The following is a 14,443-nucleotide window of genomic DNA, read 5'->3' as shown; positions in this document are numbered from 1 at the left end:
GCGGGGGGCAGGCGGGGCCGGGGCTCCTCTCCACAGCTCAACCCCTCAGGCTTCCCACCCCCTCGGGGAAGGCCTCCCCCATCAGGGCGGCAAGGGCCCGCAGGGCCTCCTTCTCCAGGCTCCAGGCCACCCGGGCCATCTCCAGGTTGGCCTCGGCCACCCGGTACACGGCCCGGGCGCTCCGCACGGCCTCCTCTTCCTCCCGGGTCTTCTCCAGAAGCTCGGCCTGCCGGGCCTGCTCGTTCCTGCCCTCGTTCACGGGCGTAGCCCGTACCTTGCGGCCCTCCCGCACCACGCGGGCCCGGGCGTCCTCCAGGGCGTCCAAGGCCGCTTCGTAGGCCAGGCGCGCCTCTGCGTGGGCGGCGATGGCGGCGATGAGGGTCTGGGCCCTCTGGCGCAGGGCGTCCAGGGTTTCCTTAAGGCTGGCGGCGGTTTCGGTCTTGGGTTCGGGCTTCACGGGGTCCTCCTTCGGGAAGGGAGGGGGCGGAGATCCCCGCCCCCAAGGGACTACTTCCTGCCGGGCCCGAGGCCCTTCACCTCGTCGGAGAGGGGCTGGACCAGGCCGGGGTCTTCAGCGCCTGCGGCCGCAAGGGGGGCGGCCAGGACCAGAAGTGCGAGGAGGAAGGCGAGAAGGGCGCGCATTAGAAGGGCACCTCCTCCCCTTGGGGGGCCTGAGCCTCCCGGCGGGCCAGGATGCGGGCGGCCTCGAGGCGGGCCTCCTCCATGAACGCGCCCACGCTCTGCTCAAAGTTGCCGAAGTCCGCGAAGGCGCGGGCGAAGGCGAGGGCCTCCTGCAGGGCCGCGTGGACCTCCTGGGCGAGGATGAGGGGGGTGAAGGCGCTCCCCGCCCCCCCGGCCACGGCCCACCCGTAAAGCTCCGCCACCTTCTCCCGGGCGCGGGCGAGAACCCAAGCGGCCTGCCAAAGGGCCTGCTCCCGGGAGAGAACCCGAACCTGTGCCTGCGTGCTAAGCTCCTTCATGGTTTCCTCCTTTGGAACCCGGAGGCCTGGCTCTTGGCGGGGCTCCGGCCTCCGTTTCCATCTTCATGATATGACACAAAAGCGCTTTTGTCAAGCTCTTAGGGCTAGAAAAGCGTAGACTGAACCGGGTACAGAACCCACCCCGGCACCCCGGCCAGGGAGAGGGGGGCCCACCCCGGCCCGGAAGGGCGGGGATCCCCGGCCACCCACACCGGGAGGCCCGCCCCCACGGCCAGGCGGAGGGCCAGGGAGGAGCCGGGCCCCAAGGCGGGAGCGCCCCCCGCCGGGGGGAAGACCAGGAGGGCGGAAGCGGGGGGCAGGCCCATGCCGGGGTGGCCCAGGACCACGGCCCGGGTGCGCTGGTGGAGCTGAGCGGCGGGCGGGCCGGGGAACCAGGAGGCCCGCACCACCACCGCCGAGGGGCAGGCCGCACGCACGGCCGCATCCACCCCGCGCTGATCCCCCACCCGCACCGCGCCCCCGGAGGCGAGAACCAGGCGCACCACCGGGGCCACGGGCCAGGGGGAGCCGTGCCGGGAGCCCGCGAAGGCCACCACGCCGGAGAGGGTAAGAGCCTGCTGGGACATGCCGAACACCCGCCTTTCCCGCCCGCGCCATTTTCCCCGCGCCGGGCGCAGGGGCCCCAAAAGAGGGCGCGGAGGGCCGGAGGCAAGGCTGGGGAAGGGGCCCCACCCGAAGGGCTCGGCCTTGCCGAAGGCCTGGAGCGCCCCACAATGGGCCCCAGCCCGGCGCGGAAAAGAAGAAAGCCCTCCACCTCCCCCGCCCCCCTTCGGGGGAGGACGGCGGGAAGGGGGGCGGGGGCAGGGGGTGGGGGGAAGGGGTGGGGGAGGATGCGGCGAGCACAAGCAGGAGCGGCTCCTCGAAGCGGTAGCGCTTCCCGTATCCTGGAGCCTGGAATGGAAGCCCTCTTCTTTCTGCTGCTCCTCCTCGGTCTGGCGGTACTGGCCGCGGCCCTCCGGAAAAAGCCCGGGTCCTCGAGGCCCGAAGACGCGCCCCTCCCCTACCGCCTCAAGACCTCCCTTCTCACCCCGGCGGAGCGGTCCTTCCTTGGGGTGCTGGAAAAGGTCCTGCCCGAGGGGGTCAAGGTCTGGCCCAAGGTGCGCCTTTTGGACCTCCTAACCGTGGAGGCCCGGGGCAGTGAGCGGCAGGCCGCCCTCAACCGGGTGCAGGCCAAGCACCTCGACTTCCTCCTGGTGCGGGCCCGGGACGCCAAGCCCCTGCTGGCCATCGAGCTTGACGACAGAAGCCACGAGCAGGAGGCCCGGCAGGCGCGGGATCGCTTCCTGGAGAGGCTGGTCGGCAAGATAGGCCTGCCCTTGGCCCGGGTGAGGGTCAAGGAGGCCTACACCTTGGAAGAAGTACGGCGGATGGTGGAGGCCCACTTGGGGAATGGGAGCCAGGAAGGGGGAAGGAGGGGATAGCGGGGGTTCGGGGAGGCCTGCGGGGAGTTCCTTCCGGCTACCTTGAGAGCATGAAGCTCCTCTCCGGCCTGGCGTGGGCGGCCCTCCTGAGCCTGGCCCTGGCCCTCACCCCCCAGGGCAGGCTTCAGGGGCCCGTTCAAGTAGTGCGGGTGGTAGACGGGGACACGGTGGAGCTGGCCGGGCTGGGCGCCGTGCGGCTCATCGGGATAGACGCGCCGGAGTCGGGGTACAACCGGAGGACCTCGGGCCCGGAGGAAGTCCGGCTGGGTCTCGAGGCCAAAGCCTTCCTCACCCGCCTGCTCCAGGGGAAGCGGATCTGGGTGGAGCTGGATGTCCAGGAGCGGGACCGCTACCGCCGGGTGCTGGCCTACCTGTACCTGGAGGACCCCAAGGGGGACTGGACCTATGGGGGCAGGCGCTTCCGCCAAGTCAACCTGGAAGTGGTGCGCGCCGGGTGGGCCGAGCCCTACACGGTGCCCCCCAATGTCCGGTACACCGACCTCTACCTCCAGGCGGCGCGGGAGGCCCGGGCCAGGGGGATGGGGATGTGGGGGAAGGGCGCGCAGGGGTCCTCGAGGCCGGGAAGCGGGAAGTGCGACCCCGCCTACCCCACGGTTTGCATCCCTCCTCCACCTCCTGACTTGGACTGTGGGGACATCCCTTTCCGCAACTTCAAAGTTTTACCCCCCGACCCCCACCGCTTTGACGGGGACCGGGATGAGATGGGGTGCGAGAATTAGACAGGATTCAACGCCCCAATTCCTCCTTTAGGCGCTTGACCTCATTCTCTAGCTGTTCAACCCTAGACCCCCAATCTAGGGTAAAGTTAGCAATGCGGTTTTCGATATGTTTGCGAATATCCTGAATCTCAGATGTTATAGCGCCTTGAAGCTTGAGGTTAGCCTCAACTATTTGAGCATTAGCTCTCTCCTGGAAAGACCATATGGAAACGAAGCTGCTCCCAACCAATATCGTTAGGAGAAGCGCGAAAACCCCCAACAACCACCGGGTTTGGGACGCTATTGTTTCGTGAACCTTGACCATAGACTCGTAGCTCCGCACCAACTTGTCTTCAAGTTCACGCATCCTTTTTTCGATTTCTCCAATTCTTGCTAACAAGTTCTCTCGAGAGGAGTCATCCCCGCCAAAAGAACCGTTAGTGGTAGCTTTTTCGCTCATGGAACCCTCTCCACAGGTATGCGGTAAACCCGGAGGCCTTGCTGATTGTCCAGGATAGCTACAAATAGCCTCTTCCCATCTGGTGAAATCGCTAGAGAAACCGAATCGCCTTTGATAGCCCCGTCCATATAAAGAGGCTCTATCTCCAACCGATTTCTGGGAACCATGGAAGCGGGAGAACCAGGTGCGCTCTGGCTGAAAACCCCAGCGGCAACCAAAACGAGCAGGACGCCTAAGAGCCCAACTGGCACTAACTGCTTCAACATACAATCACTCTACCAAAACCACTTCTACTGTCACCCCCTTGGGGGTGAGGTCCCGCACCTTCACCTCCGCCACCCGGCCCGCCACGGGGGCGCGCACGAGCTGGCGCTCCGCCTCCCGGTCCCGCCTCCGCTCGAGCCTCGAGGCCTCCAGCCTGGCCTCCCGCAGGCGCTCCTCCAGCCGGGCCCGCTCCCCGGTGTAGTCCAGGACCAGGCGCTTCCGCCTGGCCAGAAGCTCCTCCACCCGGGCCTCGGCCTCCAGGAGCTTCAGCCGGGGCTCCGCCCCCTGGGCGGCCAGGTAGCGCAGGCGGTCCCTGGCCTCCCGGGCCCGGGCAAGCTCCCCCTCCAGGGCCTCCCTCTCCAGCCGGAAGCGCTCCTCCAGCCGGGCGAGGTCGGCCTCGAGGCGGGAAGCCTCCTCCCGCCTGGCCTCCGCCCGCTCGGCAAGCTCCTCCAGGGGGGCCTCGTCCACATACCGGGCCAGGGGCTCCCCCTCCTCCACCCGGTCCCCGGGGCGCACCAGGAGGCCGGAGAGGCTGGGCAGGTCGGGGATGACCACGGGGTGGACCCGGGGCAGGGCCGGGAGGTCGGGGAGGAGGAGGGAGGCCTCCTCCCCGGGGGCGAAGGCGGCCCGCACCACGGCGCTCCCCGCCTTCAGGTACAGGCCCGCGAGGGGGGCCAGGTCCTCGGGCCGGGCGGCGTGGAGGGCCAGGCGGGGCGGGCTCGCGGAGGCCTCCACCCGGGGGTAGGTGCCCACCGGGGGCACCAGGGGCGGGGGCTCGGTGGCGGGCACCGCCTCGCCGGTGATCCAGACCCGCCGGGCCCCCTTGGGAAGGGCCTGGAGCAGGTCCCCCAAAAGCCTCCCCGCGAGGTCCACCCGCCACTCCCTCAGGACCTGGGGCCGCCCCCGGTGCATGCGCACCCGGTAGGCCACCACCTGCCCGTTCCGGCTCACCGCCAGGGTGCGCCCCAGCTCGTCCTCCACCAGGACCCCCTCCCGCCCCAGGGCCTCCACCACCAGGAAGCGCCCCTCCACGGGCTCCTGGGTTTCCCGGTTGAACCCCCTCACCTCCGCCCACACCTCCCGCCGGTCCCGCCAGTCCAGGTAGTCCAGCACCGCCACCTCGGGGGTGCCCACCAGGTGCCGGAAGGCGGAGGCGAACCCCTGGCCGGAAACGGGCCACAGGGCGAAGGCGGCGAGGGCCAGGGCGAGGGCCAGGGTGGCCTCCTGGGGGGAGGCGTAGCGGATGCGCCACTCCCGGGCGGCGAAGAACCAGAACTGCACCCGCCAGGGCCACAGGAGGGGCACCCCGTTCACATTCAGGGTGTCCAGGAGCAGGTGGGAGAGGTAGCCCGCCAGAAAGGCCCAGTAGGCGGAGGGGCTGGCCCGCCACAGGGGGTAGAGGAGGAGGGCCAGGAGGAGGGTGAAGGGGAGGGAGTGGGTGAGGGTGCGGTGGCCGAAGCGCCGCTCCAGGAAGGAGGAAAGGGGCCTCAGGAACTTGCCGGGCCCGGAGGTGGTGGTGTCCACATCGGGCATCACCGAGCCCCAGGCCAGGGCCAGGCCCTCCAGGAGGCCCACCTCCACCCCGAAGCCCCGGAGGAAGGCGGCGGTGAGGGCGGCCCCGGCCAGGTGGGTCCCGGCGGTCACGGCCCGAGAGCCTCCTCCAAAAGCCTCAGGGCCCGGTCCAGGTCGGGCACCCGGCCCGGGCGCACCTCGTTCAGGTCAAGCCAGACCGCCGAAAGGAGCGCGTGAAGCTCCAGGGCCTTCTCCCGGGAAAGCGCGCCCCCGGAGGGGGTCTGGGCCTCGAGGTAGGCCAGGCGGGCCAGGAGCTTCTGCCTCTCCGCCTCCAGGGAAAGCACCCGCGCCTCCAGCTCCGCCGCCCTCCGCCGCAGCAGGTCCAGCTCCTCCGCCCTCATCTCCCCTCCTCGCACACCCGCCCGTGGGCCTGGTAGAAGCGGGTTTCGGTTTCGTCCTCCCGCCAGGGGTCGGGGGAGAGGCTCACCATCCACCAGGCGCAGGCGGGGCGGTCCGCCCTTCCCCGGACCGCAACCGGCCTCTTCCCGTCCCCGTAGGCCTCCCCCGCCCGCTCCCCTCCCGGCCCCTCCAGCAGGAGGGCCGCATCCCCCTCGGCGGGCAGGCCTCCCCATGTGCGGAGGACGGCCTGGACCAGGGCCCCCTGGCGGTGGAGCAGGACCTCCACCCGCAGGGGCTCCCCCGGCGCGGGCTCGGGGGGGAGGTCCCCCTCCGGGCTCCAGCGGTAAAGCCTCAGGGGCACCTCCTCCCGGTGCTGGGCCACCGGGGGGTCGCACCCCGCCAGGAGGAGGGCCAGGGGCAGGACCCAAAGCGGAACCTTCACAGAAAGGAGCATATTCCCCCCCTAAAACGGCCGCTAAGGCCCCTTGGCCCGAGGGGGGGCTACCGATGTACCCCCTCCCTCCTCCAGGGGCCTCAGAAGGGCTCTCAGAGCGTCCAGGGACAGGCCCGCCGTCCGGGCCAGGTCCTCCAGGGCCAGGGCCAGGTCCAGGTTGGCCCGGTAGAGGGCCAGGCGGGCTTGGGAGAGGCGCTCGGCGGCGGCCAGGACCTCGGCGGGGGTGGCGGCCCCCACCCGGGCCCGGGCCTGGAGGGCCTTCAGCTCGGCCTCCCGGGCCTCCACCCCGTCGGCGGCGGTGCGCGCCGCCTCCCGGGCGGCGAGCCAGCGGAAGAAGGCCCCCGCCACCCGCACCCGCACCTCCCGCCGCTGGGCCTCGGCCTGGGCCTCGAGGGCCCGGAGGGCGGGCCCCCGGTCCCGGAAGAGCTCGGCCAGGTCCAGGGAGAGGGAAAGCCGGTAGCTCAAGCCCACCTGCCCGTACTCCCCCGCCAGGGCCGCCCCCGCCTGGGCGGAAACCGCCCCGAGGATGCCCAGGGCCTGGGGGGCGGCCTCGAGGTCGGCCAGGGCCTTCAGATAGCCGGGGTCCCGGGGCAGGGCCTCCTCCACCAGGCGCTCCAGGAGGCGGGCCTCCGCCTGGGTCAGGCCCGGGGCCTGGGCCAGGGCCAGGGAGAGGAGGGGGAGGAGGACGAAGGCCCTCACTGCGCCACCACCGCCTTTCTGAGCCAGGGGGCCAGGACCACGAAAAGGGCGATCCCCAATCCCCCCGCCACATACAGGTCCATCTCCCCCCGGGCCAGGCCCAGGTAGCGGGCGGCGATGGCCGCGCCCCCCGCCACCAGGAGGATGGGGGCCAGGGCCAGGCCCCGCTCCTCCCGCCGGGCCAGGCCCTCGGCGTAGCCCGTGCCCACATCCCGGTTCCTCACGATGTCCTCCGCGCTCACATACCGCACCAGGCGCTCCACCTCCCCCGGCACCCCGGCGGAGAGGGCCGCCACCCGGGAGAGGTAGGCCTCCTTGTCCTCGGCCACCACCCCGTAGCGCTCCATGAGGGCCTCGGCCAGGGCCCGGGTTTCCTTGGGGGAGAGGGGAGGCAGGTCCACCCGGTCCAGGCGCATCCAGAGGCGCTTGGTGTTGGCCTTCTTCAGGGTGTCGGGGTGGACAGCCAGCACCAGGGTGGCGGCCTCGGCCAGGGCCACCAGCCAGGGCACCATGCTCCCCTGGACCCCCGTGGCGTCGTCCACCACCACCGCGGCCCGGTTCACGCCCCTCTCGGCGTAGGCCCGGAGGGCCCGCACCAGGCTCTTGGCCTTCTCGTCGTTGGACGGGTAGCGCCTGCCCCAGGCCTTCAGGTCCGCCTCCGGATCCTTGGAGAGGCCCACCCCCTCCACGGGGATGCGGGCGTCCCACAGGGACCGGAAGAGGTCCTTGAGGAAGGCCCCGAAGGGGGAAAGCTTGTCCGCCCACAGGACCACGGACCAGGCCTCGAGGGCCGGTCTCAGCTCCTGCAGGAGGGCCGTCTTCCCGTACCCCGGCGGGCCCACCAGGACCACCCCCCTCCCGGCGCGGACGGAGAGCAGGACCGCCCGCCCCTCCTCCTTCCGGCCCACGAACATACTTCCAGACTAACAGACTTCCGAACTCTGTAACTCTGTAACTCTGTAACTCTGTAAGTCTGGAAGTCTGGAAGTCTGGAAGTCTGGAAGTACCGAACTCTGTAAGTCTGTAACTTCCGGAGTCTGTAAGTTTGGGGTTCCGGAAAGCGCAAAGCCAGCGCCCGGAGGGCCCGCTGCCGCCCCTCTTGCATTCTGTGCGTCAAGTGGGTAGCATGCTCCCCGTGGGCAAGCCCCTCTTCCTCACCCCCGAGGAGCTGGCCGAAGCCCTCCGGGTAAGTCCGGAAACGGTGCGCCGCTGGCTCCGCACCGGGGAGGTGAAGGGGCACCGGGCCGGGAGGCTGTGGCGGGTGCCCTGGGAAGAGGGGGTCCGGCTTCTGGGCGGGGAGGATCGCCTGGAGGAGGCCCTGAAGGAGGTACGCGGATGAAGGTGGTGGCCGTGGTCAACGGCAAGGGCGGGGTGGGCAAGACCACCACCGCCGTCAACCTGGCCGCCATCCTGGCGGAGAGGGCCCCCGTCCTCCTGGTGGACGCCGACCCCCAAGGCTCCGCCTCCTGGTGGGCGGGCCGGGGGGAGATGCCCTTCGACCTGGCCCAGGAGAACGACCCCGCCCTGCTCCTGCGCCTGCGGAAGGTGCAGGGCTACGGCCTGGTGGTGGTGGACACGCCCCCCGCCCTGCGCTCGGAAGCCCTCCAGGCCGTCCTCAAGGCCTCGGACTTCGCCCTCCTGCCCACGCCCCCGGCCCCCCTGGACCTCGAGGCCCTGGTGGAAACCGTGCGGGCCGCGGTGCGTCCCCTGGGGGTGGCCCACCGGGTCCTCCTGACCCGGGTGGACCCCCGGAGCCTGGGGGAGGCCCTCGAGGCCCAAACCGCCCTCATGGAAGCCGGGGTGCCCGCCTTCCACGCCTTCGTGCGGGCCTACAAGGCCCACGAGCGGGCCGCCCTGGAGGGGAAGCCCATCACCCGCTGGCGGGGCCCGAACGCCAGGGAAGGGGAGGCGGACTACCGGCGGGTGGCGGAGGAGCTCCTGCGGGAGCTGGGGGAGAAGGCCTTGGCCCTGGAAGAGGTTCGGGAGGGGGCATGAAGAGGAAGCGGCTGGCGGAGCTGGTGCGGGAGGAGGCGGGGGCGCTGGAAGCCCCGCCCCAGGAGGCGTCCCCCAAGGAAGAGCCCCAGGCGCCCGCCCCTGCGGAAGCCCCCAAGGAGCGCCCCACCCCCAAGTACCTGACCTATGTCCGCAAGGAGTGCAGGCTCCGCCCCGACCAGCTGGACGCCCTCACCGCCCTGGCCAGGAAGCTGAACCGGGAGCGAAAGGGTGGGGAGAGAATAACTGAAAACACACTAATCAGAATAGCTATCGACTACCTTCTAAATCATTCCAATCATGTATTAAAAACCTTCTACAAGACTGGGGGTAGCTAAAATGGATTGCACGCAGCTTAATCAGTTATTTGGCTTTACTCCAGATGAAATAAAGGATAGCCTTGGCAAAGCCACAGCTTTAGACCTAAAGGACCTCTTTAATTGCATGAAAAGCGATTTTGAACGGTCAAATCCCGGATCCGAAATTAGACTTCCCGACGCGCAAACTAAGAGTGCTCTTTGCTTGATGGCTCTTTACCTGGCCTATAAAGCAGGTAACCCATGGTTTCCCAAAAATCTTCTGGACCAACTCAACGGTGCCGATTGCCAATTTCCAAGGCACGCCCCTAGGAATTTAGGTATACAGATTGTTTCCAAGAGAAGTGCCCTGAGAAGTCTCCCTACACCTCCATCCGGTGGCCATGCTTACGCATTAGCAAGCCTAGTGCTCACAGCTCCAGCACCAAACAGGCATGTTGGCATAAACAGCGATGACTTTGAACGGCTAAAAGCCCTCTATAACAACCGTTGCGCTACTTGCGGGGCTGAGGAGGGGAAACCCCACTACAACCCTTACTACGCTCGAAGTGAGATCGTGGTACTCCAAAAGGGGCACATGAATCCTCATTTACCCCTAAAGCCCGGAAACACTATTCCTCAATGTCAGTTTTGCAATAGAGCCTATAGAAACTGGCTCGTCTTCGACCGCAACGGTCGCACTATCGGCATTTCTGAGTGGAATTGGGTAATCAGATCTCTGAAAAGGGGGTATCTCAGAGGCGAACCCCCAAAAGAGTTTATCAAATTACTTACCCAAGCGCTTCGCCAAAACCAAGTTCAGCTGCTCCTAGAAGAGGAGGAACAATGAGCTTCAACCTCCCCCAAAAACTACCCATCAACAAACTCTACCTCGGCGATGCCCTCCTGCTTATCCAAGAGGTGGCGGCGGAATCTGTCGATCTTGTCTTAACTGATCCTCCTTATTTTCTGGATAAACTGGATAATGCTTGGGATCCGAAAAAAGTCAAGACCAAAACACAACGCCAAGCGGTCGAAAATTTGCCAGCGGGCATGAAATTCGATCCCGCACAAGGAAGAAGGCTGCAATCTTGGTACGGGGAGGTTAGCAAGAAGGTTTACCGCATACTCAAACCCGGAGGGTACTTCCTATCTTTCTCAAGCCCACGGCTTGTTCACAGAATGGCAGTAGCCATTGAGGATGCCGGATTTCACATCCGCGACATGTTCATCTGGCTATACAAAGAAGGACGGACCAAAGCTTCTTCCCTCGATCGATATGTAGAGGAAGAACAAAGGGACGCTCTCGCAAACTGGAAGACCCCCCAGGTCCGCGGCAACTTTGAGCCGATTATTGTAGCCCAAAAACCCCCAATTGGACCACTTGTTAAGAATTTCCTGAAATATGGTGTGGGACTTTTCAATTTCTCAACGCGTCTAGAGGGTGGTTACACCCCTTCAAATGTGCTTCAGACAGAAGAGATTGAAGGCATTCCCCCTATCTTTCTCGTGCCTAAGCCAAGCAGGAGCGAAAAGGGGGAGAAAAACGACCATCCCACGGTAAAGCCTGTCCAGCTCCTTCAATTTTTGATACGCCTAACAACGAAACAGGGGGCTTTGGTACTTGATCCGTTCGTTGGTTCCGGAAGCACGGCAATTGCTGCCTATCTTGAGGGGCGAAACTTCTTGGGTTTCGAAATCAACCAACACTATTACGACATTGCACAACAAAGGTTGTCTTCAGTCATCTCTCGCGAGGCGGGTAAAGATGCAGATACAACAGTGCCCCCTTTGCTAACTCTCATGCAACCCTGAACGCAACCCTTAGCAAACAACGGTCCAATGGGCATCTCATTGGGGATCCACATAAAAACGAAGCTTTTCGACTAGAGAAGGCGGGAAGCCTTCGGAAAAATTGTAGTACCCCCATCCATATTTCTCTATTTGCTCCGCAGTCACGTACGCGGTCAACTTTCCACCCCACGCGTTGTTCACTCGTACCTTTAATTTGGGTAAATGCTCACTAGGGATAAGGAAAAAAGTCGCCTCCGAAGGCAAAAGGGCAAATAGCAAAACACCCTCCTTTTTTGCCAGGCGGTTCCTTTTAGATTCCTTTATGTCATATAGATCTCTTCTACCTTGGCGCGAAGTTTGAAGTTCCAAGTAGAATTTCCCTTGAGGAAAGGTTATTGTCAAATCCGGGTCTGTGCTGGTCTCGTCACCTCTCTCCTTGACAAATACAAATTGTCTGCCCTTGTCTTTTCCGGAAAACTCTACATTGAACTTAACTTCAGGGAAGTGTCTCCTCAACTGACAATCGATCCACCTAGCTACAATCTCCTCAAGAAACCAACCTTCTACAACATCGTATATGTATATTTCCTCCTTTCGACGATCCTGCTCATGGGGCATTTTCATCCCATGTTTTAAGTATTGCCGGATGTTCTGCGTAAACTTTTCTTTATACTTTTCTATCATATGCCCTAATTCATTTTCCAAAATTTCTTGATCGGCAAAACAAGATTGAAGTAACTCCTTCCATAACGGCTGGGGATTCCAAAAGACAGCACGATTGCTGGACACATGCTCAATTAGTAGTTCGATCTCAGGTTCACTGGGACCATCTAGGTGCTTCATGGAGTTTCACCTCATCAATGGGAAGATAGCACATCCGGCAAGGCTTTGGCCGCTTCCTCTAGGCGCTTGCGGGAGACGTGGACGTAGACCTGGGTGGTGCTGATGGAGGAGTGGCCCAGAAGCTCCTTCACCTCGTCGATGCCCCGGCCCGCCTCCACCAGGGCGGAGGCGTAGGAGTGCCGGAGCTTGTGGGGGGTGATGCGGTGCCAGTCCTTCAGCCCCGCCCTCCGGGCCACCCGCTTCACCATGGCCTCCACCGCCCGCGCGGAGAAGGGCTTCCCCCGGTTGGGCCCCGAGGTGTGGCTCCAGATGTAAGGGCTCGTGGGGTGCCCCTCGAGGTTCCTGTGCTTGAGCCACTGGTGGAGGGCCCTCTGGGCCGTGGGGGAGAGGATCACCACCCGCTCCTTGTCCCCCTTGCCCCGCACCCTCAGGGCGTGGGGGATGCCGTCCTGATAGGCGAGGTCGGAGTAGGTGAGCCCCAGGGCCTCGGAGAGGCGGAGGCCCGTGCCGTAGAGGAAGGCCAGGAGGGCCCAGTCCCGGAGGCCGAGCCGGGGGGAGCGGTGCTTGTAGGCCGCTTCCAGAAGCCTGGCCACCTCGGGCGGGGTGAGGTAGACGGGGAGGCGCCGGGGAACCTTGGGGCGCTTGACCCCCTCGGTGGGGTCCTTGAGGATGGGAAGGCCCTCCACCTCCGAGAGGTAGCGGAAGAGCTTTCTGAGGCTTGCCAGGATGCGCCCGGCCCTCTGGGGGCTCACCTCCCGGGAGGCGAGGAAGGCCCGTATGTGCTGGCTCCCGATCTCCTCCCAGCGGGGGGGCCTGCCGTGGCGCTCCCGGAACCAGGCGGAGAAGAGGGCGGCGTCCATGAGGTACTCCCTGGCGGTGCGGGGGGAGCGGCCTTCCTCCATCTCCAGGTAGCGGCGGAAGCGGGCGAAGAGTTCGGCGTGGGGATCGGGCTTCACGGGGTCCTCCCTCCCTGCCCCGGCGGGCCCGCGGGGGTTAGTGCCCTCGAGGCCCCCCAGGGCGGCTTTCGCCAAGTATAGCATTCGTAAAAGCTTCGTTTGGCGAATTTGCCCGAGGCGGCCCCGACCGAAGGAAAAGCCCGTCCGGAAGGGCGAAAACCCCGCAAAACCGGGCTCGGCGGGGGAGCGGGGAAGCCGCAGAATATGGCGACAAAACTTCTTGGTTGGCGACAAATATACGGACTTACAGACTTCCAGACTTACAGAGTTTGTATGTCTGGAAGTTCCAGAGCATTCCCGGCACAGGCTGTCCCGTCCCGTAACATGGGGGCATGGCGGAGGCTTCCCGCAAGGAAAAGCCCGGCGCTGGCGAGGAAATCCCCAAAGACCCCCTGGCGGGGAAGCTCCTCCTCACCTACGAGGAGGTGCAGAAAGCCCTAGGGGTGTCCCGGTCGACGGTGTGGAGGCTCATCCAAGCCGGACACCTTAGGCTTGTCCACCCCACCCGCCGCACGGCCCGCATCACCCGGGAGAGCCTCGAGGCCTTCCTCCGCTCCCTGGAGGCCCCGGAGAAGGCAGAGAAGGGCGGGAAGGGCGTGGTGGACCGGGCCCGGGAGGTCCTGAAGCGCTTCGGCCTCTAGGATGGAAGGGATGGCGGAGCCCGCGGAGGCCAGGGAAGCCCTCCCCGCAGGGCAGGGGGAGGGGAAGGAGCGGGGGGAGAAGCGCCCCCCGCACCCGCCCCACCAGGCCGTCCTCTTCCTGCCCGGGGTGCTGGAGGGGGGCGCCTTCCGCTCCGAGAGGCTTCCCCAGGGGGTGGAGGCGGTCCTGGGGGGCAAGGCCCTCAAGGACCCGGAGGGGGAGGCCGGGGAGGGCGTCTTCGCCCTCTGGCCCCGCACGGACGAGGGGGGCAGGCTCCTCTCCGTCCAGGCGGCCAGCCGCCTGCGGGAGCCCTACGAGGGGCCCCAGGCCGTGGTCCAGGGGGTTCTCCTCTACGCCGACCGGGAGAGGCTGGTCCTGCTCATCCTCCCCAAGGCCGGGGAGCCCTTCAAGGTGGGCCTCCGGCGGGCCCGGGGCTTCACCGCCCGGCTAGAGACCAAGAAGGCCTACCGGCTGGAGGGCAGGCTGGGCGGGCCCTACCTCCTGGCGGAAAGGGCCTGGCCCCTGGGCAAGTACCTGCAGGCCAAGAAGGAGGGGCGCCCCCTCCCGCCCCCCATCCAGGGCCGGGAGAACCCCTACCTGGAGCCCCGGGAAAGGGGAAGCAGGGGGGAGGGGGAAGGGGTGCCCCCTGCAGGGGACGGGGCCGAGGCCCCCAGGGAGCGGGGAGCGGCAGGCGTGCGGGAGGGAAGGCCTCCCCAGAAGGAGGAGGGCCGGGGGCAGAAGGAGGCCCCAGGGAGAAAGGAACCAGGGGGCAAGCCCCCGCCCCGCCGGGACCCGGTGCGGGTGTGGCGGGCCCCGGAAGCGCCCCCTGACCCCGCCCCCCCGGACCTGGGCCGGCCCCCGGCCCTGGGGAAGGGGCAGGTGATGGGGATCACGGGCACGGGGCCCTTCTACCTGGTCCTCCTGCCCCAGGCGGTGCCCGACTGGTGGCCCAAGGTGGAGCGCTTCCTCCCCGAGTTCCCCCGGCGCTACGAGG

General features: G+C 66.4%; 21 protein-coding genes. 8 read left to right on the top strand and 13 right to left on the bottom strand.

Features of this window, described 5'->3' with window-relative positions; translation table 11 throughout:
• Positions 1-37: 37 nt before the first annotated feature.
• The 4 genes from L1088_RS11970 to L1088_RS11960 all read right to left on the bottom strand — a co-directional run bounded on the left by L1088_RS11970 (position 38) and on the right by L1088_RS11960 (position 1,567).
• Positions 38-457 (bottom strand): hypothetical protein, encoded by a 420-nt coding sequence (locus L1088_RS11970; RefSeq protein WP_234555275.1) that lies wholly within the window; start codon positions 455-457, stop codon positions 38-40.
• A 50-nt stretch (positions 458-507) separates the two neighbouring features.
• Positions 508-642 (bottom strand): hypothetical protein, encoded by a 135-nt coding sequence (locus tag L1088_RS12495; RefSeq protein ID WP_267961257.1) that lies wholly within the window; start codon positions 640-642, stop codon positions 508-510.
• On the bottom strand, positions 642-980 hold the full coding sequence (locus L1088_RS11965; protein WP_234555274.1) for a hypothetical protein: 339 nt from the start codon (positions 978-980) through the stop codon (positions 642-644). The genes L1088_RS12495 and L1088_RS11965 overlap by 1 nt, the downstream gene beginning before the upstream one ends.
• Before the next feature lie 104 nt (positions 981-1,084).
• On the bottom strand, positions 1,085-1,567 hold the full coding sequence (locus L1088_RS11960) for a hypothetical protein (RefSeq protein ID WP_234555278.1): 483 nt from the start codon (positions 1,565-1,567) through the stop codon (positions 1,085-1,087).
• A gap of 330 nt (positions 1,568-1,897) precedes the next feature.
• Between L1088_RS11960 and L1088_RS11955 the strand changes: the two genes are divergently transcribed.
• Entirely contained in the window at positions 1,898-2,422 is a 525-nt protein-coding gene (locus L1088_RS11955) for a DUF2726 domain-containing protein (protein WP_051906239.1), read from the top strand.
• A gap of 50 nt (positions 2,423-2,472) precedes the next feature.
• The gene (locus L1088_RS11950; protein WP_234555272.1) at positions 2,473-3,162 is read left to right on the top strand and encodes a thermonuclease family protein; all 690 of its coding nucleotides are present in this window, start codon (positions 2,473-2,475) and stop codon (positions 3,160-3,162) included.
• A 7-nt stretch (positions 3,163-3,169) separates the two neighbouring features.
• Here L1088_RS11950 and L1088_RS11945 read toward each other — a convergent pair whose 3' ends face one another.
• Genes L1088_RS11945 through L1088_RS12550 form a run of 7 tightly spaced genes read right to left on the bottom strand, consistent with a single transcriptional unit; the run spans position 3,170 to position 7,843 of the window.
• Positions 3,170-3,601 (bottom strand): hypothetical protein, encoded by a 432-nt coding sequence (locus L1088_RS11945; RefSeq protein ID WP_234555270.1) that lies wholly within the window; start codon positions 3,599-3,601, stop codon positions 3,170-3,172.
• On the bottom strand, positions 3,598-3,867 hold the full coding sequence (locus tag L1088_RS11940; protein WP_234555268.1) for a hypothetical protein: 270 nt from the start codon (positions 3,865-3,867) through the stop codon (positions 3,598-3,600). The genes L1088_RS11945 and L1088_RS11940 overlap by 4 nt, the downstream gene beginning before the upstream one ends.
• 4 nt (positions 3,868-3,871) lie before the next feature.
• The gene (locus L1088_RS12555; protein WP_326490780.1) at positions 3,872-5,509 is read right to left on the bottom strand and encodes a metal-dependent hydrolase; all 1,638 of its coding nucleotides are present in this window, start codon (positions 5,507-5,509) and stop codon (positions 3,872-3,874) included.
• On the bottom strand, positions 5,506-5,778 hold the full coding sequence (locus L1088_RS11920; RefSeq protein WP_135343987.1) for a hypothetical protein: 273 nt from the start codon (positions 5,776-5,778) through the stop codon (positions 5,506-5,508). Before L1088_RS11920 ends, L1088_RS12555 begins: the two co-directional genes overlap by 4 nt.
• Positions 5,775-6,218, bottom strand: a complete 444-nt coding sequence (locus L1088_RS11915) for a hypothetical protein (protein ID WP_234555265.1) — start codon at positions 6,216-6,218, stop codon at positions 5,775-5,777. Before L1088_RS11915 ends, L1088_RS11920 begins: the two co-directional genes overlap by 4 nt.
• A 33-nt stretch (positions 6,219-6,251) precedes the next feature.
• Positions 6,252-6,929 (bottom strand): TolC family protein, encoded by a 678-nt coding sequence (locus L1088_RS11910; RefSeq protein WP_326490779.1) that lies wholly within the window; start codon positions 6,927-6,929, stop codon positions 6,252-6,254.
• Complete coding sequence (locus tag L1088_RS12550; protein ID WP_326490778.1) at positions 6,926-7,843, bottom strand: ATP-binding protein; 918 nt, start codon at positions 7,841-7,843, stop codon at positions 6,926-6,928. Before L1088_RS12550 ends, L1088_RS11910 begins: the two co-directional genes overlap by 4 nt.
• A 212-nt stretch (positions 7,844-8,055) precedes the next feature.
• On the opposite strand from L1088_RS12550, the gene L1088_RS11895 reads away from it, so the two are divergent.
• The 4 genes from L1088_RS11895 to L1088_RS11880 all read left to right on the top strand — a co-directional run bounded on the left by L1088_RS11895 (position 8,056) and on the right by L1088_RS11880 (position 11,032).
• The gene (locus L1088_RS11895) at positions 8,056-8,268 is read left to right on the top strand and encodes a helix-turn-helix domain-containing protein (RefSeq protein WP_038043853.1); all 213 of its coding nucleotides are present in this window, start codon (positions 8,056-8,058) and stop codon (positions 8,266-8,268) included.
• Positions 8,265-8,924: a ParA family protein gene (locus tag L1088_RS11890; protein WP_234555264.1), complete on the top strand. Its 660-nt coding sequence runs from the start codon at positions 8,265-8,267 to the stop codon at positions 8,922-8,924. The genes L1088_RS11895 and L1088_RS11890 overlap by 4 nt, the downstream gene beginning before the upstream one ends.
• Positions 8,921-9,259, top strand: coding sequence for an ATPase (locus tag L1088_RS11885; protein ID WP_234555263.1), 339 nt, complete (start codon positions 8,921-8,923; stop codon positions 9,257-9,259). Before L1088_RS11890 ends, L1088_RS11885 begins: the two co-directional genes overlap by 4 nt.
• 804 nt (positions 9,260-10,063) lie before the next feature.
• Positions 10,064-11,032 (top strand): DNA-methyltransferase, encoded by a 969-nt coding sequence (locus L1088_RS11880; RefSeq protein ID WP_234555262.1) that lies wholly within the window; start codon positions 10,064-10,066, stop codon positions 11,030-11,032.
• A gap of 36 nt (positions 11,033-11,068) precedes the next feature.
• On the opposite strand, the gene L1088_RS11875 is transcribed toward L1088_RS11880, so the two are convergent.
• Positions 11,069-11,854 carry a hypothetical protein gene (locus tag L1088_RS11875; protein ID WP_234555261.1) on the bottom strand — a complete coding sequence of 262 codons (786 nt, stop codon included), beginning with the start codon at positions 11,852-11,854 and terminating at the stop codon, positions 11,069-11,071.
• A gap of 14 nt (positions 11,855-11,868) precedes the next feature.
• Complete coding sequence (locus tag L1088_RS11870; RefSeq protein ID WP_326490781.1) at positions 11,869-12,810, bottom strand: tyrosine-type recombinase/integrase; 942 nt, start codon at positions 12,808-12,810, stop codon at positions 11,869-11,871.
• 332 nt (positions 12,811-13,142) lie between these two features.
• Here L1088_RS11870 and L1088_RS11865 point away from each other — a divergent pair, with 332 nt between their 5' ends.
• Both L1088_RS11865 and L1088_RS11860 read left to right on the top strand, forming a co-directional pair.
• Entirely contained in the window at positions 13,143-13,451 is a 309-nt protein-coding gene (locus L1088_RS11865; RefSeq protein ID WP_038043857.1) for a helix-turn-helix domain-containing protein, read from the top strand.
• Between the two features lie 10 nt (positions 13,452-13,461).
• Positions 13,462-14,443 (top strand): hypothetical protein (locus L1088_RS11860; protein ID WP_234555260.1); only part of this gene is annotated, 982 nt, incomplete at its 3' end.

Origin of the sequence: Thermus caliditerrae (assembly GCF_021462525.1) — a bacterium.
GTDB lineage: Bacteria > Deinococcota > Deinococci > Deinococcales > Thermaceae > Thermus > Thermus caliditerrae.
The sequence above is the reverse complement of the archived record's forward strand: the minus strand, read 5'-3'. Positions and strand labels throughout refer to the sequence as shown.